The organism is Caballeronia sp. LZ033 (assembly GCF_031451265.1).
Classification (GTDB): domain Bacteria; phylum Pseudomonadota; class Gammaproteobacteria; order Burkholderiales; family Burkholderiaceae; genus Caballeronia.
In genome coordinates this window covers 1,436,871-1,461,916 of sequence record NZ_JARUXQ010000004.1, presented here as the reverse complement: position 1 = coordinate 1,461,916, position 25,046 = coordinate 1,436,871, and the positions used below count along the sequence as shown (strand labels likewise).

Below are 25,046 nucleotides of genomic sequence, written 5' to 3'. Positions count from 1 at the left end.
GGCTTGTGCATGAAGCGCGACGCGATCGTCCCGGCGGCTGTGGATTCACCGTTGTCCAATCTCGCGCACTTCGGCTTCGTGACGCTGCCGAACTTCTCGATGATCGCGTTCACGAGCGCAGTCGAGGTGTTGCGCATGGCCAATTACGTCGGCCGTGCGCAGCATTATCGATGGTCGATCATCACGCCGGACGGCGAACCCGCGCGCGCCAGCAACGGCATCACGGTCAAGCCGGCCACGACGATCGACGAAACCGGCATGCCCGATGTGCTGATCGTCTGCGGGGGCTGGCAGGTCGCGGATTACGTCGACGACAAGGTGATCGGCCTTCTGCAACGCGCGCATGAGGCGGGCATTCCGCTGGGCGGCATCTGCACCGGGCCGTATGCCTTGCTGGCCGCGAAGCTGCTGGACGGCTATCGCTGCACGCTGCATTGGGAAGACATGTCGCCGGTCAACAAGCGCTTCCCGCATGTGCGTTTCGCTGACGAACTGTTCGTGATCGACCGGGACAGACTGACCTGCACGGGCGGCACCGCGCCGCTCGACCTGATGCTCAATCTCGTCGGCATGCGGCTGGGGCAGGCGCATGCGGCGCAGGTGTCGGAACAGTTCATTGTCGAACGGATACGCGGCTCGACGGATTACCAGCACATTCCCGTCGATGCCCGCGTGGGCTTTTCGCGCGCCGAGCTCGTGGAAGTGGTCCGGCTGATGGAGGCGAACATCGAAGAGCCGCTCTCGCTCGATGAGCTTGCGCGGCTCGTGCATCTGTCGCAGCGGCACTTGCAGCGCATGTTCAAGATGTTCCTCAGCGTCTCGCCGACGCATTACTACCTCACGCTGCGGCTGCGTCGCGCGCGCGAACTGTTGCGCAATACAGATGCGTCGATTGCACGCGTGACGAGCGTATGCGGATTTCATTCGCCTTGTCACTTCAGCAAGGCGTATCGCGCGCAGTTCGGGCATGCGCCCAGCGTGGAGCGGCGCCTCTCGGCCTAGCGCGTCCATTGTCTGAATGATTCTGTTCCGCGCCGGTTCGTGACGGGCCGCGCGCGGGCTGACTTGCGTCCTGATGAACCTGAGAGAGAGGAAAAACATGAAGCGTTTGTGGATCGCGTCGCTCGCTGCGGCGATGCTGGCGGGTGTGAGCGTGGCGCACGCGGCCGAGCCTGCGGCGTGCAGGAACGTGCGTTTTGCGGATGTCGGCTGGACCGATATCGCGGCGACGACCGGACTCGCATCGACGATCCTGCAGGGCCTCGGCTACAACCCGACGAAGACGATTGCCTCGGTGCCGATTACGTTCGCGGGCGTCAAGAGCAAGCAGATCGACGTGTTCCTGGGTTACTGGTCGCCGACGATGGATCCGATCATCGATCCGTTCAGAAAGAACAATCAGGTGAAGGTACTGGCGACGCCGAATCTCACGGGCGCGAAGTACACGCTCGCGGTGCCGGATTATGCGTATCAGGCGGGTATTCGCAACTTCAACGATATCGCGAAGAACTACGACAAGCTCGATGGCAAGATCTATGGCATCGAGCCGGGCAATGATGGCAATGCGCTGATCAAGAAGATGATCGATTCGAATCAATATGGACTTGGCAAGTTCAAGCTGGTGGAATCGAGCGAGGCGGGCATGCTGGTGGAGGTGAATCGCGCGATTCGCGAGAAGAAGCCGATCGTATTTTTGGGGTGGGAGCCGCACCCGATGAACGTGCAGATGAAGATCGATTATCTCTCGGGTGGCGATGAGGTTTTCGGTCCCAATTATGGCGAGGCCAAGGTGCTGACCGTGACGCCGACGGATTACGATTCGCGTTGTCCGAATGTCGCGAAGCTGGTTTCCAATCTGCAATTCACGACGGATATCGAGAACCACGTGATGCTCCCGATCATGAACAAGACCGATGCGAACAAGGCGGCGCGCGAGTGGCTGAAGGCCAATCCGACGGTGCTGGACAAGTGGCTTGCGGGTGTGAAGACGTTCGACGGGAAGGACGGGCTGCCGGCGGTGAAGACTTATGTGGCGGGGGCGAATTGAGTTACAGGGCCTTGTTGGCCTTGATGTCGAAGGCGGCAGTGACCGCGCCCATGCTGCCGCCTTGGGCGTTTTGCACGACGTATTCCTGCTTTATTTTCGCGAAGGACAGGCCGACGCTTTCGATGGCGTAGCCGGCGTCAGCGGATGGGTGGACCTTCGTGATCAACACGTCTTCCATGGTGATCCGGAAGTATTCGAGGGCCGTGCCGCCGGCCTTGCGCATGATGAGTTCCGCTTTGGGTATGTGCTTGCCGGTGGCGCTGTAGAGGAACAGATTGGGCGATGCGCGGTCGATCTCGTGCTTGAATTCGAGGCCGGAGAAGGACGCCTTGCCCGAGCCGCCCCCTGAATTGACGTGCATGGAGGAGGGTTGGGAAACGGTCCATTCCCAGAAGATCACCTGAATGGCTTTGGGATGGGTTTTGTCCTGCGATTCGCCGTCGATTCCCTGTAGGTTGAGGAGGATGTCGGAGTGCATGGTGGTGGGATTTAGGGTGAACGGAAGCGGGGTTATTGATGTCGTCTACGGACGATGCGGGTGATCAAGCGGTAGGCCAGCCATAGGGCCAGGGCTGAGAAAACCCAGCTGAGGACCAGGGCGAAGAGGCCGCAGGCGGCACCGACGGTTTCTGGATCCCGCACGTCGTTGTAGCCGAATGAATCGAGTGCAAAGCGCACGGTCCTTTCAATCCACTCCGGGCACGCTTCAATGTGCGCGTCGATAAAACGGAGAAGAAAAATGCCCAGTTTGTAGGAGAGGAAAATCCAAAGAGAAATCTGAAGAACGAACCAGGCCATCTTCTTCATTGAACTTCCACCACGCCATAGGCCTTATATGACGTCCCAGGAATAGAGATAGTCGGCGGGCTTGAACGAATGAATTTTTTCAATTTTTCGAAGGCCTTCTTGTCAACTACTGTGATGCAACCCATGCTTGTCCCGCTGACTCCGTTCGGATGAAGCCTGAAACTCTCGCGCTTGACGCCATTTACAATCGTTGAGTCGCCCGTTTTGGGATTCCAGAGGGTGAACCATTGGGTATGGTCGCTACCGATAACTAAGTCAGTCCACCAATCACGAAGCCAACCTAAACGACCGCCGGCTTGGCGATCAATAAGGTAGTAGCGTCCAGGCGGAATGGGACCCACGCTTTCGAGCGAAACGGCGTCCGGATTGTCACGACCCACGCCTCTTCCTGAATACGCCTCAATGCTGCCGAAACCTGTGCAGGTCAGATCGGACGAAACCTGTCGGTTGAGTTTGAATACACAGCTGACTGGCATTGATTTTCCAAGCGCGCTTCGTAGAGTTATTAATCGCGCTCACAACCTTAGCGGTTGATTGCCATGCAGTGTGAAAAGTTCTGTAATAAATTTCTAGATAACTTGCCGCCACCACTTGCGAAAATCGAATACGCTTTGAGCTGGCACCTATAAGAGTAGACTCGTTGCCTCCGCGCACGATTTTCTTACCGCCTGACAATTTAACGTGCACCAAAATGCATGGACGGAGAACACACGTGCTTCAGCGGCTGTGAATGAATCGGGCGATCAATCGATATCCAATCAACAAGACCATCGCGACGAATATCCAGCAGAGCACGAGCGCGACAAGCCCACAAAAGGCGCCGATGGTTTCAGGTTCTTGCACATCGCCGTAGCCTAGGGTTTCGAGCGCAAAGCGCACGGTCCATTCGATCCATCCCGGCGCTTCTTTGACGCGCGCATTGAGATAACGAAAAAGGACAACACCGAGCCCATACCAAAATACGAGCCAAAGCGAAAACTGAAGGATTAATTTGAAGAAGCGTTTTGTTGCGAAAATGAAGACAGGCATCGAAGTGACTCACCTCGCAGTCGCGTTCTTGATTTGCTTCCTGCCACGCCAAAATCTGGAAGCGAAAACATAGGCCGCGAACACCGTGACGTCTACTACAATCCAGCACGCGATTAAAACGGCGAGATCCGAAATCACGAAGATATCTTCGTGATAATTGATGTCCGAATGCGTTAGCCTGAGGACGTAGCGAGTGGCGTCATCCAGCCAGTCCGACATGATGGATGTCTTCTCTATCAAGAAGACTGCCAAAGCAATTCCGGCGCGAAAAGTGACGCAGATAAACAGGGCCATTTGCAGAAAATGACGAAGGGTGCGTTTAGTTCTTTGCCAGCTACTATGAAGCCCTCTCCGAATAATATTGAACTTGTATTGAAACGGCATTCGACTTTTCGTGATGGACTGAGCATCGAACGGTACCGCCTGAAGCCGTAAACATGCATAAAAATTTGTAAAACAAAAATGCCCCCGATCAACAAAATCGAGGGCATATAAGACTGCGATCAGCAACAAGCAAATCGAACTAACTCCGATAATCCGTCCTCGCCCCACCTTCGATCATCCGCAACGCCGCTTCCCACTGCATGCGCGTAATCCCCTCCGACTCATCCCGCCGATATTGCGAAGCCGTCACCTCGCACACCTTCTCCGAAGGCCAGTTCAATTCCCCGCCTCCCGCCAGCGCCCGCAATTGAATCTCACAAGCCCGTTCAAGAAAATACATTTCCTGAAACGCCTCCGGAATGGACTTCCCGCAAGTCAGCAGCCCATGATTACGCAGAATCATCGCGTTATGCGAACCCAGATCGTTCACCAGCCGATCCCGCTCGGCCAGATCCAGCGCGATCCCTTCATAATCGTGATAAGCCAGATGCCCGTAATACTTCAACGCATGCTGACTGATCGGCAGCAGGCCGCGCTTCTGAGCCGAAACCCCCGCACCCGCCGCCGTATGCGTATGTACGACGCACGCCACATCGTGACGCGCCATGTGAATCGCCGAATGAATCGTAAAACCCGCCGGGTTCACGCGATAGCGCTCCGGGTCGTCGCGGGCGCCGGGCTCGACCGGCCGTCCTTCGCTGTCGATGCGCACCAAATCCGACGCGCGCATCTCGTCGAACAGCACGCCATAGCGGTTGATCAGAAAGTGATGGTCCGATCCCGGCACGCGCGCACTGATGTGCGTGAAGATCATGTCGGTCCAGCGAAAATGCCCGATCACGCGATAGAGCGCCGCAAGATCGCAACGCACCTGCCATTCTTCCTGCGAGTATCCGTGAGTCGCCATGCCGTTCCTCCTTGGTGTGATGAGCCGCGGAAAACGTGAACCAAGTACTCTGAAGGCGCTCTACAGCGCCCGGGCGCGGCCCGGAAAAGTCTCGTCGTAGTCCATCGATTGCTCGGCGGCCTGCGCGTCCTGTGCACCGCCTTGCTCTCGATACATCATCGGCGGCACGCCGAACTGCTTGCGGAACTCGCGGCCCAGATGCGAGGCATCCGAGAAGCCGCAGCTCGACGCGATATCCGCCACCGTCTTGTCCGAACTCGTCAGCAGCCATGCCGCCGTGCGCAGCCGCACCTGCTTCGCATACGCCTGCGGCGCCTTGCCCGTCTCCGCCTTGAAAAGACGCTCAAGCTGGCGCGTCGACATGTCGAGCTTGTGGGCCAGTTCGTCCAGCGTCAACGAACGCCCGACGTGCTGCTCCATCAGCAGGATCGCACGTTTGACTTTCGGATGCGTCGCCGGCGCGAGACCGGGCGGATGCGGCTGCGGCGCGTTGCCTTTCTGCATGTCGTCGACGAGCAGGATGCGCAACGCCTTCTGCACCGTCGCGGTCTCGAAGTGGCGCAGCAGAATGGCCGCGGCCACGTCGATGGAAGCGCGTCCGCCCGAGCACGTAATGCGCCGCCGGTCGATCACGAACAGCCGGTCCGCGACGAGCGCCTGTTCATCCGCATGCGGAAAGCGCTCGACGAAGTCCCAGTAGTGAAACCAGCTCACGCAGATGCGGTGTCCTTCGAGCACACCGGCGCGCATCATCGAAAACACGCCCGTACACATGCCGACGATCGTCGCATCCGCCGCGGCTGCGCGGCGAATGAACTGCAGCGTCGCATCGCTCGTCGCGGGGCCGGAATGCAGCAGGCCGCCGACCACCACCACGTAGTCGAACGGCTCGGCTTTCTCATAGGTTTCCCACGGCGTGATCTGGATGCCGCAACTCGCGCGGACCGGCGCGAGCGTCTCGCCGATCACGCTCCAGGAGCAGCGCACGGGGCGGCTGAAATCGCCTTCGTCGGCGGAGAGGCGCAACAGGTCGACGAAACCGGAGAACGCGGTCAGCGTGAAGTTCGGCAGCAGGATGATGCCGAAGCGGATACGCGATTTCGATTGACCGTCGATGGACAGCGGTGGAAGGGAGTCTGCGGGGTTCATGCGCGTGACGTGCGGCGGCTCGAAGTGATCCGGCGAGCATAGCACTCGCGCGCGGCGCGCGGCACCCGCGTCAGAAAACGCGCAGGCCGGTTCAGAACCTAGGGATTACACCGATGCGTGCACGCTGCGCCACGCGCTGACGCCGCCATCCCATTTCGACGGCGCTTTTGTTCTATCGAGTCTTTTTGCGGTTTGGTGCAATGAGCGCCATACCGAAACGACGCACGCGCCTGCCGCGCCGCGCCCAGTCAAAGCCAAGCAAAGGGACTCGCACATGAACGTCAGCGTCTTCGATCTGTTCAAGATCGGCATTGGACCGTCGAGCTCGCATACCGTCGGACCGATGATCGCGGCGTGCCGGTTCGCGTCCCACGTCGAGGACGCCAACCTGCTCGCCTTCGTCACGCGGGTGCGCGTCGAGTTGTTCGGTTCGCTCGGCGCGACCGGCAAGGGCCACGGCACCGACAAGGCCGTGCTGCTCGGCCTTGAAGGCAATCTGCCCGATCTGATCGATCCCGACGTGATCGCGCCGCGCCTGGACGCCATCCGCAAGGGCAAGCGCCTGATGCTGCTCGGCAAGCACGAAGTGATGTTCGAAGAGCGCGAGCACATCGGCTTCTATCGCAAGCTGATGCCGGGCGCGCCCGGTTCGAGCATCGTGCATCCGAACGGCATGCGCTTCCAGGCGTTCGACGACAACGGCCAGTTGCTCGTCGAGAAGGAGTATTACTCGGTCGGCGGCGGCTTTGTCGTGAATCGCGACGGCGATCGCGTCAACGGCCTGCGCGCGGGCGGCACGGTGCCGCATCCGTTCCGCACCGGCGACGACCTCATGCGCGTCTGCCGCGAAACCGGTCTCTCCATCGCCGAAGTGACGATGCAGAACGAATGCGCGAGCCGCAGCGAAGCCGAAGTGCGCGAAGGCATGCTGGCCGTGTGGCGCGTGATGGCCGCCTGCGTCGAGCGCGGCTGCAAGGAACGCGGCGAGCTGCCCGGTCCGATGCACGTGAAGCGCCGCGCGGCGGACCTGTCCGCGTCGCTGCGCTCGCGCTCCGAAGAGTCGCTGCGCGATCCGCTGTCGATGCTCGACTGGGTCAATCTGTACGCCATGGCCGTGAACGAGGAAAACGCCGCGGGTGGCCGCGTGGTCACCGCGCCGACCAACGGCGCCGCCGGCGTGATTCCCGCCGTGCTGCACTACTACGTGAAGTTCATGCACGGCGCGAACGACGAAGGCATCGTGCGCTTCCTGCTGACGGCCGCGGCCATCGGCATCATCTACAAGGAAACGGCGTCGATCTCCGGCGCCGAAGTGGGCTGCCAGGGCGAAGTGGGCGTCGCCTGCTCGATGGCCGCCGCCGCGCTCGCCGCGGTCATGGGCGGCACGCCCGCGCAGGTCGAGAACGCCGCCGAGATCGGCATGGAACACAACCTCGGCATGACCTGCGATCCGGTCGGCGGGCTCGTGCAGATTCCGTGCATCGAACGCAACGCAATGGGCGCCATCAAGGCGCTCAACGCCGCGCGCATGGCCATGAAAGGCGACGGCACGCACTACGTGTCGCTCGACTCGGTCATCAAGACGATGCGCGAAACCGGCGCCGACATGAAGACGAAATACAAGGAGACGTCGCGCGGCGGCCTGGCCGTGAACGTCATCGAATGCTGATTCTGATTCAACGCATAACACCCCGCACGAAGAAGGAAACACCATGAGCCGCTACTCGATATTCAGCCTGCTGCGCAACGGCATGTCGTATCACGAGAACTGGGAACGCCAGTGGAGAAGTCCGGAGCCGAAGCGCGAATACGACGTGGTGATCGTCGGCGGCGGCGGCCACGGTCTCGCGACCGCTTATTACCTCGCGAAGGAACACGGCATCACGAATGTCGCGATCCTGGAGAAGGGCTGGATCGGCGGCGGCAATACGGCGCGCAACACGACCATCGTGCGTTCCAACTATCTGTGGGACGAATCCGCCGCGCTTTACGAAAAGGCGATGAAGCTCTGGGAAGGCCTCTCGCAGGACCTCAACTACAACGTGATGTTCTCGCAGCGCGGCGTGATGAACCTGGCGCATACGCTGCAGGACGTGCGCGACACCGAGCGCCGCGTGAATGCAAACCGCCTCAACGGCGTCGATGCCGAGTTCCTGACGCCGCAGCAGATCAAGGAAATCGAGCCGACCATCAACCTCAACAGCCGTTACCCGGTGCTGGGTGCGTCCATTCAACGGCGTGGCGGCGTCGCCCGGCACGATGCCGTGGCCTGGGGCTTCGCGCGCGGCGCGGACCGTGCAGGCGTGGACATCATCCAGAACTGCCAGGTCGTGGGCATTCGCCGCGAAGGCAACCAGGTGACGGGCGTCGATACGACCAAGGGCTTCATCAAGGCGAAGAAGGTCGCGGTGGTTGCAGCGGGCAACACGACCTCGCTGGCCGACATGGCCGGCGTGCGCCTGCCGCTTGAAAGCCATCCGTTGCAGGCGCTCGTATCCGAGCCGATCAAGCCGGTGGTGAACACGGTGGTGATGTCGAACGCGGTGCACGCGTACATCAGCCAGTCCGACAAAGGCGATCTCGTGATCGGCGCGGGCGTGGACCAGTACACGGGCTTTGGCCAGCGCGGCAGCTTCCACATCATCGAAGGCACGCTGGAGGCGATCGTCGAGATGTTCCCGGTGTTCTCGCGCGTGCGCATGAACCGGCAGTGGGGCGGCATCGTCGATGTCTCGCCGGACGCCTGCCCGATCATCTCCAAGACCGACGTCAAGGGCCTGTACTTCAACTGCGGCTGGGGCACGGGCGGCTTCAAGGCGACCCCCGGCTCGGGCTGGGCGTATGCGCACACCATCGCGCGCGACGAACCGCATCCGGTCAATGCGGCCTTCTCGCTGGACCGTTTCTATACCGGCCATCTGATCGACGAACACGGCGCGGCTGCCGTGGCTCACTGACCCGCACACTGAGGAAAGAACCATGTTGCTGATCGAATGCCCCTGGTGCGGGCCACGCGCCGAAACCGAATTCTCCTGCGGCGGCGAAGCGGACATCGCGCGTCCGCTCGACACCGAAAAGCTCACCGACCGCGAATGGGGCGACTACCTCTTCATGCGCAAGAACCCCCGCGGCACGGCGCGCGAGCAATGGATGCACGCACAAGGCTGCCGCCGCTGGTTCAAGGTGCAGCGCGATACGGTTTCCTACGAGATTCAGGGCTACGAGACGTTCGACCGTCCGCTGGCTGTGATGAATGACAACGGAGCACAGTCGAAATGAGCCAGAAAGACCGACTCGGCCTGGGCGGGCGCATCAACCGCGCCATTACGCTGACCTTCACGTTCAACGGCAAGACCTATCAGGGCTACGAAGGCGACACGCTCGCCTCCGCGCTGCTCGCCAGCGGCGAGCGCTTCGTCGCGCGCAGCTGGAAGTACCACCGTCCGCGCGGCATCATCACGGCGGGCGTGGAAGAGCCGAATGCCGTCGTGCAGCTGGAAACCGGCGCCTACACGGTGCCGAACGCGCGCGCCACGGAAGTCGAGCTGTATCAGGGGCTCGTCGCCAAGAGCGTGAACGCGAAGCCGAGCATCGAGAACGATCGCATGGCGGTCAATCAGAAGATCGCGCGCTTCATTCCGGCGGGCTTCTATTACAAGACCTTCATGTGGCCGCGCAAGTTCTGGCCGAAGTACGAGGAAGTGATTCGCGACGCAGCGGGCCTCGGCGAAGCGCCGAAGCATCTCGATGCCGACCGCTACGACAAGTGCTTCGCGCATTGCGACGTGCTCGTGATCGGCGGCGGTCCGTCCGGTCTGGCGGCGGCGCATGCGGCGGGGCTGTCCGGCGCGCGCGTGACCCTGGTCGACGACCAGCGCGAACTCGGCGGTTCGCTGCTGTCGTGCCGCGCGGAGATCGACGGCAAGCCCGCGCTGCAATGGGTACAGAAGGTCGAAGCCGAACTGCGCCGCATGCCCGACGTGAAGATCCTGTCGCGCAGCACGGCGTTCGGTTATCAGGACCACAACCTCGTCACAATCACACAGCGTCTGACCGAGCATCTGCCGGTCTCGACCCGCAAGGGCACGCGCGAACTGATGTGGAAGGTCCGCGCCAAGCGCGTGATTCTCGCCACCGGCGCGCACGAGCGTCCGATCGTGTTCGGCAACAACGACCTGCCGGGCATCATGCTGGCGTCGGCGGTGTCGACGTATCTGCATCGCTATGCGGTGCTGCCGGGCCGCAACGCGGTCGTGTTCGCCAACAACGACGACGCCTATCAGTGCGCACTCGACCTCAAGGCGGCCGGCGCTGCCGTGACCGTCGTGGATCCGCGCACGGCCGAATCGAAGGGCACGCTGCCGGCGGCCGCACGCCGCCAAGGCATCCGCGTGATGAACAACGCGGTGATCACGGCCGCGCACGGCAAGCTGCGCGTCGCGTCGGTGGAAGTCGCGGCCTATGCGAACGGACAGGTCGGGCAAAAGCAGGAAGAGCTGTCATGCGATCTGGTCGCCATGTCGGGCGGCTGGAGTCCGGTGCTGCACCTGTTCGCGCAGTCGGGCGGCAAGGCGCACTGGCACGACGAGAAAGCGTGCTTCGTGCCGGGCAAGGCGATGCAGGCGGAGAGCAGCGTCGGCGCATGCGCGGGCGAGTTCTCGCTGGCGCGCGGCCTTCGGTTTGGCGTCGAGGCGGGCGCGGATGCAGCGCGAGCGGCGGGGCATATCGTCGCGAAGCCGCAGCCTGTGCAGGTGGCCGAGATCGTCGAGGCGCCGATGCTGCCGCTGTGGATCGTCGGCAACAAGGAGCTGGCGACGCGCGGTCCGAAGCAGTTCGTCGATTACCAGAACGACGTGTCCGCGGCGGACATCTATCTCGCCGCGCGCGAAGGCTTCGAGTCGGTCGAGCACGTGAAGCGCTATACGGCGATGGGCTTCGGCACCGACCAGGGCAAGCTCGGCAACATCAACGGCATGGCGATTCTCGCGCAGGCGCTGAACAAGACCATTCCCGAAACCGGCACGACGACCTTCCGCCCGAACTACACGCCCGTGACCTTCGGCACGTTCGCGGGCCGCGAGCTGGGCGAGTTTCTCGATCCGGTGCGCAAGACCGCCATTCACGAGTGGCACGTCGAGAACGGCGCGATGTTCGAGGATGTCGGCAACTGGAAGCGTCCGTGGTACTACCCGAAGGCGGGCGAGGACATGCACGCGGCCGTGGCGCGCGAGTCGCTCGCGACGCGCGAAAGCGTGGGCATTCTCGATGCATCGACGCTCGGCAAGATCGACATCCAGGGTCCGGATGCCGCGAAGCTGCTCAACTGGATGTACACGAACCCGTGGAGCAAGCTCGAAGTGGGCAAGTGCCGCTACGGCCTGATGCTCGACGAAAACGGCATGATCTTCGACGACGGCGTGACCGTGCGCCTCGGCGAACAGCACTACATGATGACGACCACGACCGGCGGCGCGGCGCGCGTGCTGACGTGGCTCGAACGCTGGCTGCAGACCGAATGGCCCGACATGCGCGTGCGGCTCGCGTCGGTGACGGACCATTGGGCGACCTTTGCTGTCGTCGGGCCGAACAGCCGCAAGGTGCTGCAGAAGGTCTGTCACGACGTGGATTTCGCCAACGCGGCGTTCCCGTTCATGAGCTATCGCGACGGCACGGTGGCGGGCGCGGCGGCGCGCATCATGCGCATCAGCTTCTCGGGCGAGCTCGCCTATGAAGTCAACGTGCCGGCGAACGTCGGCCGAGCGGTGTGGGAAGCGCTGATGGAAGCGGGCGCCGAGTTCGACATCACGCCGTATGGCACGGAAACCATGCACGTGCTGCGCGCGGAGAAGGGGTACATCATCGTCGGCCAGGATACGGACGGCTCGATGACCCCTTACGACCTCGGCATGGGCGGACTGGTCGCGAAGTCGAAGGACTTCATCGGCAAGCGTTCGCTGACGCGTTCGGACACGGCGAAGCAGGGACGCAAGCAGTTCGTCGGCCTGCTGACCGACGATCCGCAATACGTGCTGCCGGAAGGCGCGCAGATCGTGGCAGGCCCGTTCCAGGGCGACACCGCGCCGATGCTCGGCCACGTGACGTCGAGCTATTACAGCCCGATCCTGAAGCGTTCGATCGCGCTGGCCGTCGTGAAGGGCGGACTCGACAAGATGGGCGAATCGGTCCTGATCCCGCTCGCGAGCGGCAAGCAAGTGAAGGCAAAAATCACCAGTTCGGTGTTCTACGACAGCGAAGGAGCACGTCAGCATGTTGAATGAGATCAAAACGGGCGCTGCGGTCGTCGATCGTGCCATCGGCGCACAAGGACTGAGCGGTACCTGGCAGGAATCCCCGCTCGTCGGCGCCGATGCGCTGCTCAAGGCGCATCAGGGCGGCTCGCCGAAGGTATTCCGCCTTACCGAGCGGCCGTTCCTCGAACTCGTGAACGTGCGTGGCGATACGCGTGACGCGAGTTTTGTGAAGGCCGTGCAGAACGTGCTCGGCTGTACGCCGCCCGAGAAGCCGAACACCGTCGCGCGCGGCAATGGCTACACGATGCTGTGGCTCGGTCCCGACGAATGGCTCGTGCATTCCGACGCCGCTCACGACGCCTCGCGTCCCGCGCCGCTCGAAGCGAAGCTGCGTGAAGCGTTCGTCGGCCAGTTCTCGGCGGCGGTGGATATCGGCAGCGGCTATACGGTGCTCGATATCGATGGTCCGAAGACGCGCGAGGTGCTGTCGCGCGGCTGTCCGCTCGATCTGCATCCGAAGCTGTTCGGCGAAGGCCAGTGCGCGCAGAGCCACTTCTTCAAGGCATCGCTGACGCTGGTGCCGCTGGGCGGCGACCGCTTCGAGCTGATCGTGCGCCGCAGCTTCGCGGACTACTTCGTGAAGATCATGCTCGATGCCGCCGGGCCGCTGCTTTCATGAAGCCGTTCGAGCCGCTGGAGATGGGCGGACGAGGCTGGCGCGTCGTGGTCGACGAATTGATCGTGCAGACGCGCGTCGGTCTCTACGAGCATGAGCATGAAGGGCCGCAGCCTGTCTGCATCGATGCGAGCCTGCATTACCGCGCGATGCCGGATGAATCGGACGATGGCCTCATCGACTACGAAGCGTGGTGCAATCGCGTGAGCGCGTTTCTCGAGACGAAGCCGCATACGCGTCTCCTCGAAACGCTGGCCGTGGAGATTGCCGCGCTCTCGTTCGATGAATGGCCCGCGCTCGATGCCCTGACGCTCACGCTGCACAAGCCGAAGATCCGCCCGGGCACGAAACGTCTCGGGCTGGAACTGGACTGGCGTCGCGCGGACCATGAGGCGTGGCGGTTGCGTAGCGCTGCGCGTGAATTCGCGACGCCATGAATCCGTCGCGCGATGCCGCCGCACAGCTGTCCGCACGTGCCTTCAAGAAGCACGATGCGGATGCGGCGCTCGCGTTGCTTGACCGAAGCATTGCGCTGAAGCATCGGCGGATCGCGCTGATACGCTATCTGCATGCCCAGTATCTCGATGCGCCGCTGCAAAGCCGGCATCACGACTATGTGAAGGCGGTCGCGGCGCGGCTCAGCGTGGACGCGTTGATGAGCATTGCCGCGACGGCGCGTGCACGGTTCGATATGTGATGCGGGCGTCGCGTGCGCTCGATCAATCGTGAGCCTGCAAGTACGCCGGGTTGACGGACTGGATGTAGGCTCGCACCGTTTCAACGGGCTGCTGGATCCAGTCCGCGATGGATTGCAGCGGAAACTGATAGCTGTCGCCCATGAGCATCTGGACGGTTTCCTGATCCTGCCGGGTCAGCATCGGCGCGGTGGATGGCGTGGACGAACCCGGCTGTTCGGATGTAGATCCTTGCCACCACTGGGCGCTGCGCTCCACCGGCGCGGGATTGACAGGGAAGTAACCCGTGGTCGCGTAATTCGGCGCGATGTTCTGCACGTACCGGGAGACAAGGTTTTCGTCCAGCCCGAGCATCTGCGCGATGTATTCGGGCCCGACCCAGTTCTCCATGAAACTGCGGATGTCGGCCTGGTTGGCTTCCGTGAGCCCTGGCGGCGCCATTTCGGTGGCAGGAGGCGCGGCTGGTGCGCCCTGAGCCGCTTCAGGCGGTGGCGCGCCTTCGGCGGCAGGGGCCATGGCCCGGTTCAATCCCTGTGCTTCGGCAAGCTTGATGACCGTGGCGACGTCTGCTCCTTCTTTCCGGGCAATTTCAACGTACGTCAAAGATGTCGTCCGGAGATCCTGCACCACGCGGTGCTTGATCGTTGGGTGTGTCGCAACGGCCTGCTGCAGGTCTTGCCGCCGCAAAGTTCGTTGTTGGATTTTCCTGACGGCATAGGTTGAAACGCCGAACTCCCGGGCAACGGCGTTCGACCCGGCAGCCGGATGTGTCGCGATGTAGCGCTGTATTGCTTCAGTCGTTGCATTTGAGATGCGCACACGGGGCACCGCGCGCGTCAGTCCAGCTTCCGTTGCAATGCTGGAGACCGCCTGCGCATTGACAGCAAGCTTTGCCGCGATGTTCGAATAGCTTGCATCGGGATATGCCTGCAGGTAGTTCGTTACCATTTGAATGACTTCCGGCCGCATCCGTGCAGTTCTGTTCAAGGGGCGTGCCATATTTCCGCCCGCCGGACTCTGTACCGGAAGGGCGGCGATGGCGTCGACCTCTTCGCGGGTGACATCGAACCTTCTGGCCAGCTCCCCATGATCCAGCCCAGGAAAGTCGGCGAGTTCGATTTTGATCGCTTCAGCGGTCGTCTCTAACGACAGGCTTTCCGGCGCGTTTTTGGCCAGCCATTTCACGACGCCGGGCGTGGTGTCGAACTGTTGGGCGATCTCCGCATATTGATAGGGATGGGCCGCCAGCGACTCGGTGATTCTCGACCGGACATCCGGGGTGAGCTGGTTCACGCGTGCTTGCCATTGCTGCTCGAGTCCCCGTTGTTCCATGTCGTTCGCTTGCAGAATACTGCCTACCGTAGCGCTGCTTACACCGTTCCGGAGGGCTATCTCTCTCTGCGTCAAGTAGGGATGCTGCCTCACATCGTCCAGGATGGCTTTCTTCTCTTCGGCTGAAAGACGCGGCGCTCCGCCGACAAGCCCGGTATCCGAATGGGACTTCCAGACGCCCTCCTCATTTACCCGAACCGGGAACGAAGGCCGCCACGGATTGTTCCGATCGTAGACGCGCCAAGTGCCGTTGTCCTTGTCGTACTTGACCGCAAAAGGTTGACCGTCCATCGTGATGAAGTTCTGGCCTTGCTGGTCGACCATGACACCGGGCGCGCTGCCCGGCGTCGATTGGGTGATCGGCGTTTCGTACTTGTAGGACGGGGGCAAAGGCTGCTCGCCGTTGATTTGTGCGCTGGCAGAGTCGAGTTCGCTCAGCGGCGGCGCCTTTGCGGATGAGGCCGCCTGGGCAACCTCCGCCGCGCCCGGGGCCGCTATTTCTACAGCCTTGGGCTTGCGCAGCAGGTCGAGCAGCGCGCCGGCCTTCGACATGCCGCCCTTGATTGCCGGACCGACGAAGTCCACATCGGGCATCTTGTAGCCCAGCGCTGTGCCCAGCACCCCCGCACCCATATCGATGAACGTTCGAGCGGTATCGTTCAGATGAGTGTGCGGGCAGATCGAATTGGTGAACAGGCTCGCCACCGGCATGGCGCCGACGGTCAGGCGGCAAAACGCTTCGTCGAGCTCCTGCAGCCATTCCGGCGGAGGCGGTGAGTAAGCGGTCAGGTATTCGCGGCGCAGCGGATTGAGGTCGGTCTTGCCTTGCACGCTGATGCGTTGTTCCGCGGCCACGAGCCGGCGTTGTGCCCATTGATACCCGGCCACCAGGTTCTTGCCGTAGTCATCGTTGGGCAAGGGCGGGTTCTTGAGGACATCGGAGATGCTGGAGAAAGGCGGCAACTCGAAGCGATGGAACAGATGGCTCTGCTCGGCTTGCTCCGCGTTGGCGTCCCGGCGGCGGGTGCGGTCCTCCCATTCCCTGAGTTTGCTGAAGCCCTCCGGGCTCATCTTCATCAGTTCGGTGAAGGCGAGCGCATGCTGCTCGTCCTGCAGGATCGCGCCGAAGTGCTCCAGCCGTGCGGGTGAATCGTCGCCCGGGCCGGAGATGGTCATGCCGGAGGCCTCGTTCAGGCGTTTGATCACCTCGCCGAAGGTCTTCTGGCGGGCGAGTCTCGCTGCATCGACCTCGTCGTAAATACGGTCGGCGATCTTCGACTGCAGAACACGCTTGAGCGCGGTGCCCTGGGCCATGGCGGTTTCGCGCTCTGCAGACGTGGTGGCGCTCTCGAAGTTGTCGCGCAGATTATCCAGACGCTCGATGCCGCGCTTGCCGTCGGCATCGAGATAGCCGCTGCCGAAGGGCGCCGTGAAGATCGACTCGGCATGCTTGACGGGATCGGCCTGGGTGTCGTCATGCTCTTCGGACACGGCATGGCGAAACGACTCGAACTGCTTGACGATGGTGGCGCGCTGGCCGGGATCGGCGGCGTTCCCGAAAGCCGTGCTGAACATCGAGAGCTGAGCCAGGTTCTGTTCGCGCAAGGCGTCGTCGGGCATGTCGGCGATCTGCGCCTGAAGGCCCGGCAACTGATTCTGGAACGCCTTGGCATAGTCCGGACGGCCCGTCATGTTGATGCTGTTGAGTTCGCGCGCGCTGGCGGCGTTGTCCTGATTGCGCCAAGAGGCTTTGTCGTCATGATCGTAGGTCTCGTTGAGACGTTCGAGTTCGTCGGCGGTGGCGCCTCGAAGGATGGTGTCGTCCTGCTTGGATGCTTCCGGAGCTGGCGGCGTGGGTGCGGACGCCGTGGCGTCCGGCGCAGGCGTGGAGTCGGTCGGCGGGTCGACCGAGAGCTGAGTTGGAATGGATGGCGCGTGCGATTGGTCGGCCTGGACGCCTGTGTCCTTGTCGTCCGGCTTTTCTGGCTGAGGCGCGTCTTGTTGAACGGGCTGCGACGTACTGGAATCCGACGAGTCGGCGGGCGTTGCTGAATGGGCAGGGCGGCTGTCGACGGAACTGACTGACATGGAACACTCTCGGGCTTTGAGTTGTCGGGCGGGAGCAGCGATGCGTCCGCCCTTCACGTATTCCATTAAAGACCGTAGCCAATCAAGCCCGGTCGTACCGCAGTACGACGAACCTCACCGGGCTCGATCAGTGTCCGGCCAGATCCAGTGCCTGCGCCGCCCGCGCTCGTTTTCCGCCCGCCACGAAGTAAGGCGTCTCGACCCGCGCCAGCGGCTCGACGCCCCGGATGCGATCCGCGATCTTCTCCGCCAGCATGATGGTCGGCGCATTGAGATTGCCGGTCGTGATCTGCGGCATGATCGACGCATCCACGACCCGCAGACCCTGCATGCCATGCACGCGGCCTTCGCCATCCACGACCGCCATGTCGTCGTAGCCCATCTTGCACGAGCATGACGGGTGATACGCGGTCTCCGCCTTCGCGCGCACGAAGGCATCGAGTTCCGCGTCGCTCTTCAGGTCGTCGGACGGATGCAGCTCGCGGCCCCGGTATCGTTCCAGCGCGGGCTGACGCATGATTTCGCGGGTGATGCGAATGGCGTCGCGGAACTCGCGCCAGTCGAGCGGATCGGCCATGTAATTGAACAGGATGCCCGGATGCGCATGCGGATCGCGCGACTTGATCTTCACTTGACCACGGCTCGGAGAACGCATCGAGCCGACGTGCGCCTGAAAGCCGTGCATGCGGATCGGGTTTGAGCCGTTGTAGTTGATCGCGACAGGCAGGAAGTGATACTGGATGTTCGGCCATGGATCGTCGTCGCGCGTGCGGATGAAGCCGCCCGCTTCAAACTGGTTGCTCGCGCCGATGCCCGTGCCGTTCAACATCCATTCGAGCCCGATGGCCGGCTGGTTCCACCAGTGCAACGCCGGATACAGCGACACGGGCTCCTTGCATTCGTACTGCATGTACATCTCGAGGTGATCCTGAAGATTCTCGCCGACGCCCGGCAGATCATGCACCACGGCAATCTCCAGCGGCTTCAGCCAGTCGGGCCGTCCAACGCCCGAGCGTTGCAGCAACTGAGGCGAGGCAATGGCGCCGCTGCACACGAGCACTTCGCGGCGCACATGCGCGGTCACGCGTTCGCCGAGATGCAGATAGGCGACGCCGATCGCCCGCTTGCCCGAGAACAGCACGCGGTCAGTCGTGGCATGCGTGACGATCGTGAGATTGCCGCGCGGTTTCGCGCGGTCCAGATAGCCGCGCGCGGTGCTGGCGCGCCTTCCCTTCGCGGTCACGGTGCGGTCCATCGGACCGAAGCCTTCCTGCTGATAACCGTTGAGATCTTCGGTGCGCGGATAGCCTGCCTGCACGCCTGCTTCGACCATCGCGGCAAAGAGCGGGTTGTTGCCGGGCTTGCTCGTCGTCACGTGTACGGGGCCTTCGCCGCCGTGATACGCATTCGGCCCGATGTCGCGTGTCTCCGCCTTGCGGAAATAGGGCAGGCAGTTGAGATAGCTCCAGTTGTCGAGACCGGGCATCGAGGCCCAGTTGTCGTAATCGAGCGCGTTGCCGCGGATATAGCACATGCCGTTGATGAGCGACGACCCGCCCAGTCCCTTGCCGCGACCGCACTCCATGCGGCGGTTGTTCATGTGCGGCTCAGGCTCGGTTTCATAGGCCCAGTTATAACGCCGTCCCTGCAACGGATAAGCCAGTGCTGCGGGCATCTGCGTGCGGAAGTCGAAGCGATGATCGGGGCCGCCCGCTTCCAGCAACAGCACGGTCACGTCCGCGTCCTCGGTGAGACGCGAGGCGAGCACATTGCCCGCCGATCCCGCGCCGACGACGATGTAGTCGTATTCGTTCGCGCTCATCGTGAAGCTCCTTAAAACACGGGCTGATAGGGACCGAGCTCCACCTGCACGGACTTGATGCGCGTGTAGGCATTGAGCGTGGCGATGCCGTTCTCGCGGCCGATCCCGGACTGCTTGTAGCCGCCGACCGGCATTTCCGCCGGCGACTCGCCCCAGGTGTTGATCCAGCAGATACCCGCCTGCAGCCGATGAATCACGCGATGCGCGCGCGACAGATTCTCCGTCACCACGCCTGCTGCGAGACCGTAGTCGGTGTCGTTGGCACGGGCGATCACTTCGTCTTCGTCGTCGAATGAAAGGATGCTCATGACGGGACCGAAGATTTCCTCGCGCACGATGCGCATGTCGTCGCGGCAATCGGTGAAGACGGTGGGCTGGACGTACTGGCCTTGCGCGAAGATGCCCTCGGTCAAACGCGCGCCGCCCGCAATGAGCCGCGCGCCTTCGCGTTTGCCGCTCTCGATGAAGCCCAGCACCTTCTGCAACTGCGCCGCACTGGCGAGCGGACCGAAGTTCGTCTGCGGATCATCGGGCGCGCCGGTGCGGATGCGCTTCACACGCTCCAGCAGCAGCGCCTCGAACGCCTCCATCACGCCGCGCTGAACGAACACGCGCGTGCCGTTCGTACACACCTGCCCGGAGCTGAAGAAGTTGGCGCTCATCGCGATGTCCGCCGCGCGTTCGAGATGGGCGTCGTCGAACACGATGAGCGGCGACTTGCCGCCCAGTTCCATCGTGACTTCCTTGAGCGTCGATCCACCCGCGCGTGCCATGACCTTTTTGCCGGTCTCGACGCCGCCCGTAAACGAGATCTTTTCGATACCCGCATGTTCCGCCAGCATCGCGCCGACGCGTCCATCGCCCTGCACGACGTTGAAGACGCCTGTGGGCACGCCTGCTTCGGTATAGATTTCCGCAAGCTTCAACGCGCTCAGCGGCGTGACTTCGCTCGGCTTGAAGATCATCGCGTTGCCCGCCGCGAGCGCGGGCGCGGATTTCCAGCACGCGATCTGAATGGGATAGTTCCACGCGCCGATGCCCGCGCACACGCCGAGCGGTTCGCGCCGCGTATAGACGAACGACGACTCACGCAAGGGAATCTGCTCGCCTTCGATGGCCGTGGCCAGTCCCGCGTAGTACTCGATGACGTCCGCGCCCGTGACGATATCCACGGCGCGCGTCTCCGCAATGGGCTTGCCGGTGTCGCGCGTTTCGAGCGCGGCGAGTTCGTCATTGCGGGCGCGCAGGAGATCGACGGCGCGCCGCAGGATGCGCGAGCGCTGCATCGCCGTCAGCGCGGCCCATTCACGTTGACCTTCGTGCGCGCCGCGCACCGCACGGTCGATATCCGCTTGCGAAGCCTGCTGTACGCGGGCGAGCAACTCGCCGTTGGCGGGATCGAGCGTGTCGAAGGTTTCGCCGCTGGTTGCATCGACGTGGGCGCCGCCGATGTAAAGCCGTTGCTCTTCGAAAGCCGACATGTCGCGCTCCTTCAAGTGAGATGAGGTCAACCGCGCGCGTCCAGCACGAGATCGATGTAGTCGTAAGCCAGGCGCAGCGCTGCCTTCGTGTCGAACGGCTCGCCGGCGAGCGCGCCGCGCAGCCACAGTCCGTCGATCAGCGCGGCCAGCCCGCTCGCCGCGCGCCGTGCGGCCGGCTTCGGCAGCGCGCGGGAGAAGTCGGCGCAAAGATTGGAATGGAGACGCCGCGTGTTGACGCGTTGCAGCCGCCTCAGCTCGGCCTTGTGCATGCTTTCCGACCAGAACGCCAGCCACGTTTTCATGACCGGGCCGTTCACCTGTTCGACGTCGAAATTCGCCGCGACCACGGCCCGCAACTTCGAACGCGGGTCGGGCTTCGCCGTCTTGCGGCGGCGCGCCGTGCCTTGCCAAAGCGCCCGCAGCACGTGGCGCATGGTGGCTTCGAGCAGGCCGTCCTTGTCGCCGAAATAGTGGCTCACGATGCCCGTCGAGATGCTGGCGCGCTGCGCGACGGAGGCCAGCGTGGCCCCCGCGAGACCGGACTGGTCGATGGTGTGCAGCGTGGCGTCGATCAATTGTGCGCGGCGAATCTCGCGCATGCCGAGCTTGGGCATCTCAGGCGTTCCAGTCAGTATCGTGCGCCGATGGTAGGTTTTTTATTTTGAACGGTCAATCAATAAAAACCGGAAAGGAACGTTCCGGGGCGGCGATGTCGGATTCAGTCAAACGCGCGTCGCATTGAATGACAGTCGCGGTGTGCAAGCGGCGCTACCCTCGATGCACGGGCGCGATGGACCGCAGAGGTGCATGCACAAAAGTCGCGCGAGCCGTCCACGAAACATGGAGACGATCAATGAGCAGCAATCGCGGTGTCGTTTATCTGGGGCAGGGCAAGGTCGAAGTGCAATCCATCGACTATCCGAAGATGGTCGATCCACGCGGCCGCGACATCGGCCACGGCGTCATCCTGCGCGTCGTCACCACCAATATCTGCGGCTCGGATCAGCACATGGTGCGGGGCCGCACGACTGCCCCGGTCGGCCTCGTGCTCGGCCACGAGATCACGGGCGAAGTGATCGAGGTGGGCCGCGATGTCGAGACGCTCGCCATCGGCGACCTGGTTTCCGTGCCGTTCAATGTGGCCTGCGGCCGTTGCCCGACCTGCAAGGCTCAGCATACGGGCGTGTGCCTGAACGTGAATCCGTCGCGCGCGGGCGGCGCATACGGTTATGTCGACATGGGCGGCTGGATTGGCGGGCAGGCCGAGTATGTGATGGTGCCGTATGCCGACTTCAATCTGCTGAAGTTTCCCGACAAGGATCAGGCGATGTCCAAGATCCGCGACCTCACCTGTCTCTCCGACATTCTTCCGACGGGTTATCACGGCGCCGTGATGGCCGGCGTGGGTCCGGGTTCGACGGTGTATATCGCGGGCGCGGGTCCGGTCGGCATGGCGGCGGCGGCCTCGGCGCGCATCCTGGGCGCGGCGTGCACGATCGTCGGCGACATGAACGAGGAGCGTCTCGCGCATGCGCGCAAGATGGGCTTCGAGACCATCAATCTCTCGAAGGACGCGACGCTCGGCGAGCAGATCGAGCAGCTGCTCGGCAAGCCTGAAGTGGATTGCGCGGTGGATTGCGTGGGTTTCGAGGCGCACGGTCATGGCTCGGACAGCGGCCACGAAGCGCCGGCCACGGTGCTCAACTCGCTGATGGAGATCACCAAGGCGGCGGGCGCGATTGGCATTCCGGGCCTTTATGTCACGGACGATCCGGGCGCCGTGGACGCCGCCGCGCGAAAGGGCAGCCTGAGCATTCGCTTCGGTCTGGGCTGGGCGAAGTCGCATTCGTTCCATACGGGCCAGACGCCGGTGATGAAGTACAACCGCAATCTGATGCAGGCCATCCTGTGGGACCGTCTGCCGATTGCGGACATCGTGAACGTTTCAGTGGTGACGCTCGATGATGCTCCCGACGGCTACCGCAAGTTCGACGGTGGTGCGCCGCGCAAATTCGTCATCGATCCGCATGGGCTGCTGAAGGCCGCATAAGACGGCTTATCAGTTCGAGCTTTCCTGCCGAAACGGCGGCATACTCGATGTATGACCGCCGACTATCTTCGCACCGCGCTCTCCGTCCGCCTCGCGCTTGCTGCCGATGCGGCGGAGATCGCGCGCATCCACGTCAACGCGTGGCAAGTCGCTTACCGGACCATCTTCCCCGCAGAATTCCTCGCCTCGCTTTCGGTGCCGCGGCGCCAGGCGCTATGGTCTGAACTGATCGCGCGCGGCATGCCGCGCGTGATGCTGGCGCAGCGCAACGACGTCACGCTCGGCTGGATCGCGTGGGGCGCCTCGCGTGACTACGACAAGAACCGCACGGATGCGGAAATCGAGGCGGTCTATATCGATCCGCCGCATTGGCGGCAAGGCGCGGGCAGGATGCTGATCGAAGAGGCGGTGAACGCTGCCGCGAGCGAAGGCTATCGGCAGGTGACGCTCTGGGCGCTGGAGGAAAATGCGCGCGGCCTGCGCTTCTACAAGGCGCTCGGCTTTACGCTGGATGGCGTGTTCCGCACGGAGCGGGTAGGCGGTTGCGAGGTCTGCGAAACGCGCCTGCGCATGCACATCTGAACGTCAGGCGACCATCGCCGAAACCGACGAAAGCGGCGGCACCTGCTTGCGGCGCTCGCGGGTCGGCGCGGTGCCGAACGCGTCGCGATAGCTTTTCGAAAAGTGGCAGGCTGATTGAAAGCCGCACGCCATCGTGATGTGCATGATGGACATGTCGGTCTGCAGCAGAAGCTCGCGCGCGCGGCGCAGGCGCAGCGTCAGATAGTAATGCGTCGGCGTCATGCCGAGATGCTCGCGGAACAGCCGCTGCAACTGGCGCTGCGACATGCCGGCGAGCCGTGCCAGTTCTTCCCGCGACAAAGGCTCTTCGATGTTGTTCTCCATCAGCGAGATCACTTCGAAGAGCGACTTGTTGGCCGATCCGAGCCGCGCCACCAGTGGCATGCGCTGCTGCGCGCTGGTATCGCGCACGTGTTCAACGATGAACTGCTCCGCGATCTGCGTGACGCGCGCCGTGCCGACCCGTGCGGCGATGAGGTTGAGCATCATGTCGAGCGGCGCGACGCCGCCCGTGCAGGTCACGCGGTCGCGGTCGATGACGAACAGTTCCTTGAGAAAGCGCGTGTCGGGGAACTCTTCCTTGAGCGCCGACATGTTCTCCCAGTGGATCGCGCATGCATAGCCGGCAAGCAGCCCGGCGCGGGCGAGTGCGTAGGTGCCGGTGCAGAGCGAGCCGAGCGCGCTGCCGGTGCGCGCGAAGCGGCGCAGCGCGGACAGATGTTCGTTGGTGGTGGCGCGCTGCACGTCGATGCCGCCGACCACGAACACAATATCCGGTTGGCCGACGCAATCCACGGGACCGGTATCGACGGACAGTCCATTGCTCGCGGTCACCGGGCCGCCGTCCGGGCTGACGATCGACCAGCGATACAGCGGCTGTCCCGTCAGATAGTTCGCCATGCGCAGGACTTCGATCGCATTGGTGAAAGCGATCATCGTGAAGTTGGGAAGCGGCATGAACGCGAAGTGCGACAGCGACGCCGTGCGATCGGGGGACATGTAAGAACTGATTCCTTCGAATCTGTTTGATTGGCGCCGTCAGACGCGGCGCTTTGCCACTTTGCAATTTTGGTTTCGATTGCAACTACCATGCCATCAGGCTAAACCCTGAGCGGCTCACGGCATCGCTCATGCTTGAACGCACCTGCGCACTGACGCAGGGCCTGACGGACAAAGGCGCGCACCGGTCCAGCGCACGATCGTCCCGTCGCAGTGCAGCAAGCACTGCCGTTCGAAGGGCTACACCGAATCCTGATTCGCCACTTGTCGAAAACAGACGTGGATGTCGGAAAACGCCAAGAACACGTCTAAATTCGTAAATTGACCGACGGGGCAAAAGTCAAGAATAGACGCAACGAAAGAAGGCGGCGAGAAGCGGCTCCGAGCCGCGCCAGACCTGCCTGATGATCCCACGGACTCTTTCATGTCGAACCCGACTCCTCGCTTCGAAACACCGTTCGCGTCGCTGTGCGAACGCTTTCCCATTTACCGCGCAACACGGAGCAATTCACGATGAGCACCCTGCACGACAACAGCATCATCATCGACGGCCTGAACATCTCGAAGTTCGAGCGCTCCGTGTTCGAGGACATGCGCAAAGGCAACGTCACCGCCGTCAACTGCACCGTCTCGGTGTGGGAAGACTTTCAGAAGACCATCGACAACATCGCGGAGATGAAGCAGCAGATCCGCGAGTACAGCGAGATCCTGACGCTCGTGCGCACGACCGACGACATCCTGCGCGCG

Annotated in this window: 24 protein-coding genes; 12 read left to right on the top strand and 12 right to left on the bottom strand. The window is 62.7% G+C overall.

The features are described 5' to 3' along the window. Nucleotides 1-9: 9 nt before the first annotated feature. Both QCE62_RS33840 and QCE62_RS33835 read left to right on the top strand, forming a co-directional pair. Nucleotides 10-1,002, top strand: coding sequence for a GlxA family transcriptional regulator (locus tag QCE62_RS33840; protein WP_309927456.1), 993 nt, complete (start codon nt 10-12; stop codon nt 1,000-1,002). A 97-nt stretch (nt 1,003-1,099) separates the two neighbouring features. Further along, nucleotides 1,100-2,047, top strand: coding sequence for a choline ABC transporter substrate-binding protein (locus tag QCE62_RS33835; RefSeq protein ID WP_309927454.1), 948 nt, complete (start codon nt 1,100-1,102; stop codon nt 2,045-2,047). Between the two features lies 1 nt (nt 2,048). On the opposite strand, the gene QCE62_RS33830 is transcribed toward QCE62_RS33835, so the two are convergent. The 7 genes from QCE62_RS33830 to QCE62_RS33800 form a co-directional block, all read right to left on the bottom strand. Next, nucleotides 2,049-2,525 (bottom strand): type VI secretion system tube protein Hcp, encoded by a 477-nt coding sequence (locus QCE62_RS33830; RefSeq protein WP_309927452.1) that lies wholly within the window; start codon nt 2,523-2,525, stop codon nt 2,049-2,051. A 32-nt stretch (nt 2,526-2,557) separates the two neighbouring features. Further along, nucleotides 2,558-2,854: a hypothetical protein gene (locus QCE62_RS33825; RefSeq protein WP_309927450.1), complete on the bottom strand. Its 297-nt coding sequence runs from the start codon at nt 2,852-2,854 to the stop codon at nt 2,558-2,560. Continuing rightward, on the bottom strand, nt 2,851-3,330 hold the full coding sequence (locus tag QCE62_RS33820; protein ID WP_309927449.1) for a DUF2778 domain-containing protein: 480 nt from the start codon (nt 3,328-3,330) through the stop codon (nt 2,851-2,853). Before QCE62_RS33820 ends, QCE62_RS33825 begins: the two co-directional genes overlap by 4 nt. A gap of 241 nt (nt 3,331-3,571) precedes the next feature. Beyond that, nucleotides 3,572-3,883, bottom strand: a complete 312-nt coding sequence (locus QCE62_RS33815; RefSeq protein WP_309927447.1) for a hypothetical protein — start codon at nt 3,881-3,883, stop codon at nt 3,572-3,574. 9 nt (nt 3,884-3,892) lie between these two features. Beyond that, nucleotides 3,893-4,393: a hypothetical protein gene (locus tag QCE62_RS33810; RefSeq protein WP_309927445.1), complete on the bottom strand. Its 501-nt coding sequence runs from the start codon at nt 4,391-4,393 to the stop codon at nt 3,893-3,895. A gap of 13 nt (nt 4,394-4,406) precedes the next feature. After that, nucleotides 4,407-5,174, bottom strand: coding sequence for a class II aldolase/adducin family protein (locus QCE62_RS33805; RefSeq protein ID WP_309818939.1), 768 nt, complete (start codon nt 5,172-5,174; stop codon nt 4,407-4,409). A gap of 60 nt (nt 5,175-5,234) precedes the next feature. Then, nucleotides 5,235-6,323, bottom strand: a complete 1,089-nt coding sequence (locus tag QCE62_RS33800; protein ID WP_309927443.1) for a GlxA family transcriptional regulator — start codon at nt 6,321-6,323, stop codon at nt 5,235-5,237. Between the two features lie 274 nt (nt 6,324-6,597). Between QCE62_RS33800 and QCE62_RS33795 the strand changes: the two genes are divergently transcribed. From QCE62_RS33795 to QCE62_RS33765, 7 genes are read left to right on the top strand one after another with little or no spacing between them, the layout of a single operon-like run. Beyond that, nucleotides 6,598-7,992, top strand: a complete 1,395-nt coding sequence (locus QCE62_RS33795; protein WP_309927442.1) for an L-serine ammonia-lyase — start codon at nt 6,598-6,600, stop codon at nt 7,990-7,992. Between the two features lie 43 nt (nt 7,993-8,035). Continuing rightward, nucleotides 8,036-9,280, top strand: coding sequence for a sarcosine oxidase subunit beta family protein (locus tag QCE62_RS33790; protein ID WP_309927440.1), 1,245 nt, complete (start codon nt 8,036-8,038; stop codon nt 9,278-9,280). Nucleotides 9,281-9,302: 22 nt separating this feature from the next. Beyond that, the gene (locus QCE62_RS33785; protein WP_309818931.1) at nt 9,303-9,602 is read left to right on the top strand and encodes a sarcosine oxidase subunit delta; all 300 of its coding nucleotides are present in this window, start codon (nt 9,303-9,305) and stop codon (nt 9,600-9,602) included. Then, a complete protein-coding gene (locus QCE62_RS33780; RefSeq protein WP_309927439.1) occupies nt 9,599-12,601 on the top strand; it encodes a sarcosine oxidase subunit alpha family protein in 3,003 nt (1,000 codons plus the stop codon). The genes QCE62_RS33785 and QCE62_RS33780 overlap by 4 nt, the downstream gene beginning before the upstream one ends. After that, the gene (locus QCE62_RS33775) at nt 12,591-13,253 is read left to right on the top strand and encodes a sarcosine oxidase subunit gamma (RefSeq protein WP_309927438.1); all 663 of its coding nucleotides are present in this window, start codon (nt 12,591-12,593) and stop codon (nt 13,251-13,253) included. The genes QCE62_RS33780 and QCE62_RS33775 overlap by 11 nt, the downstream gene beginning before the upstream one ends. Then, the gene (locus tag QCE62_RS33770; protein WP_309818925.1) at nt 13,250-13,687 is read left to right on the top strand and encodes a dihydroneopterin aldolase; all 438 of its coding nucleotides are present in this window, start codon (nt 13,250-13,252) and stop codon (nt 13,685-13,687) included. The genes QCE62_RS33775 and QCE62_RS33770 overlap by 4 nt, the downstream gene beginning before the upstream one ends. Further along, on the top strand, nt 13,684-13,947 hold the full coding sequence (locus QCE62_RS33765) for a hypothetical protein (protein ID WP_309927437.1): 264 nt from the start codon (nt 13,684-13,686) through the stop codon (nt 13,945-13,947). Before QCE62_RS33770 ends, QCE62_RS33765 begins: the two co-directional genes overlap by 4 nt. A gap of 22 nt (nt 13,948-13,969) precedes the next feature. On the opposite strand, the gene QCE62_RS33760 is transcribed toward QCE62_RS33765, so the two are convergent. From QCE62_RS33760 to betI, 4 genes are all read right to left on the bottom strand, one after another. Further along, nucleotides 13,970-17,365 carry a hypothetical protein gene (locus tag QCE62_RS33760; RefSeq protein ID WP_309927435.1) on the bottom strand — a complete coding sequence of 1,132 codons (3,396 nt, stop codon included), beginning with the start codon at nt 17,363-17,365 and terminating at the stop codon, nt 13,970-13,972. Between the two features lie 127 nt (nt 17,366-17,492). Further along, entirely contained in the window at nt 17,493-19,187 is a 1,695-nt protein-coding gene (gene betA, locus QCE62_RS33755) for a choline dehydrogenase (RefSeq protein ID WP_309927432.1), read from the bottom strand. An 11-nt stretch (nt 19,188-19,198) separates the two neighbouring features. Beyond that, the gene (gene betB / locus QCE62_RS33750) at nt 19,199-20,668 is read right to left on the bottom strand and encodes a betaine-aldehyde dehydrogenase (RefSeq protein ID WP_309927430.1); all 1,470 of its coding nucleotides are present in this window, start codon (nt 20,666-20,668) and stop codon (nt 19,199-19,201) included. A 26-nt stretch (nt 20,669-20,694) separates the two neighbouring features. Continuing rightward, nucleotides 20,695-21,282: a transcriptional regulator BetI gene (betI, locus tag QCE62_RS33745; RefSeq protein WP_309927429.1), complete on the bottom strand. Its 588-nt coding sequence runs from the start codon at nt 21,280-21,282 to the stop codon at nt 20,695-20,697. Between the two features lie 239 nt (nt 21,283-21,521). On the opposite strand from betI, the gene fdhA reads away from it, so the two are divergent. Both fdhA and QCE62_RS33735 read left to right on the top strand, forming a co-directional pair. Further along, on the top strand, nt 21,522-22,718 hold the full coding sequence (gene fdhA / locus QCE62_RS33740) for a formaldehyde dehydrogenase, glutathione-independent (RefSeq protein WP_309818915.1): 1,197 nt from the start codon (nt 21,522-21,524) through the stop codon (nt 22,716-22,718). Nucleotides 22,719-22,769: 51 nt separating this feature from the next. Next, a complete protein-coding gene (locus tag QCE62_RS33735) occupies nt 22,770-23,300 on the top strand; it encodes a GNAT family N-acetyltransferase (RefSeq protein WP_309927427.1) in 531 nt (176 codons plus the stop codon). Between the two features lie 3 nt (nt 23,301-23,303). Here QCE62_RS33735 and QCE62_RS33730 read toward each other — a convergent pair whose 3' ends face one another. After that, entirely contained in the window at nt 23,304-24,299 is a 996-nt protein-coding gene (locus QCE62_RS33730; RefSeq protein WP_309927425.1) for a GlxA family transcriptional regulator, read from the bottom strand. Nucleotides 24,300-24,812: 513 nt separating this feature from the next. On the opposite strand from QCE62_RS33730, the gene QCE62_RS33725 reads away from it, so the two are divergent. Continuing rightward, nucleotides 24,813-25,046 (top strand): membrane dipeptidase (locus tag QCE62_RS33725; protein ID WP_309927423.1); only part of this gene is annotated, 234 nt, incomplete at its 3' end.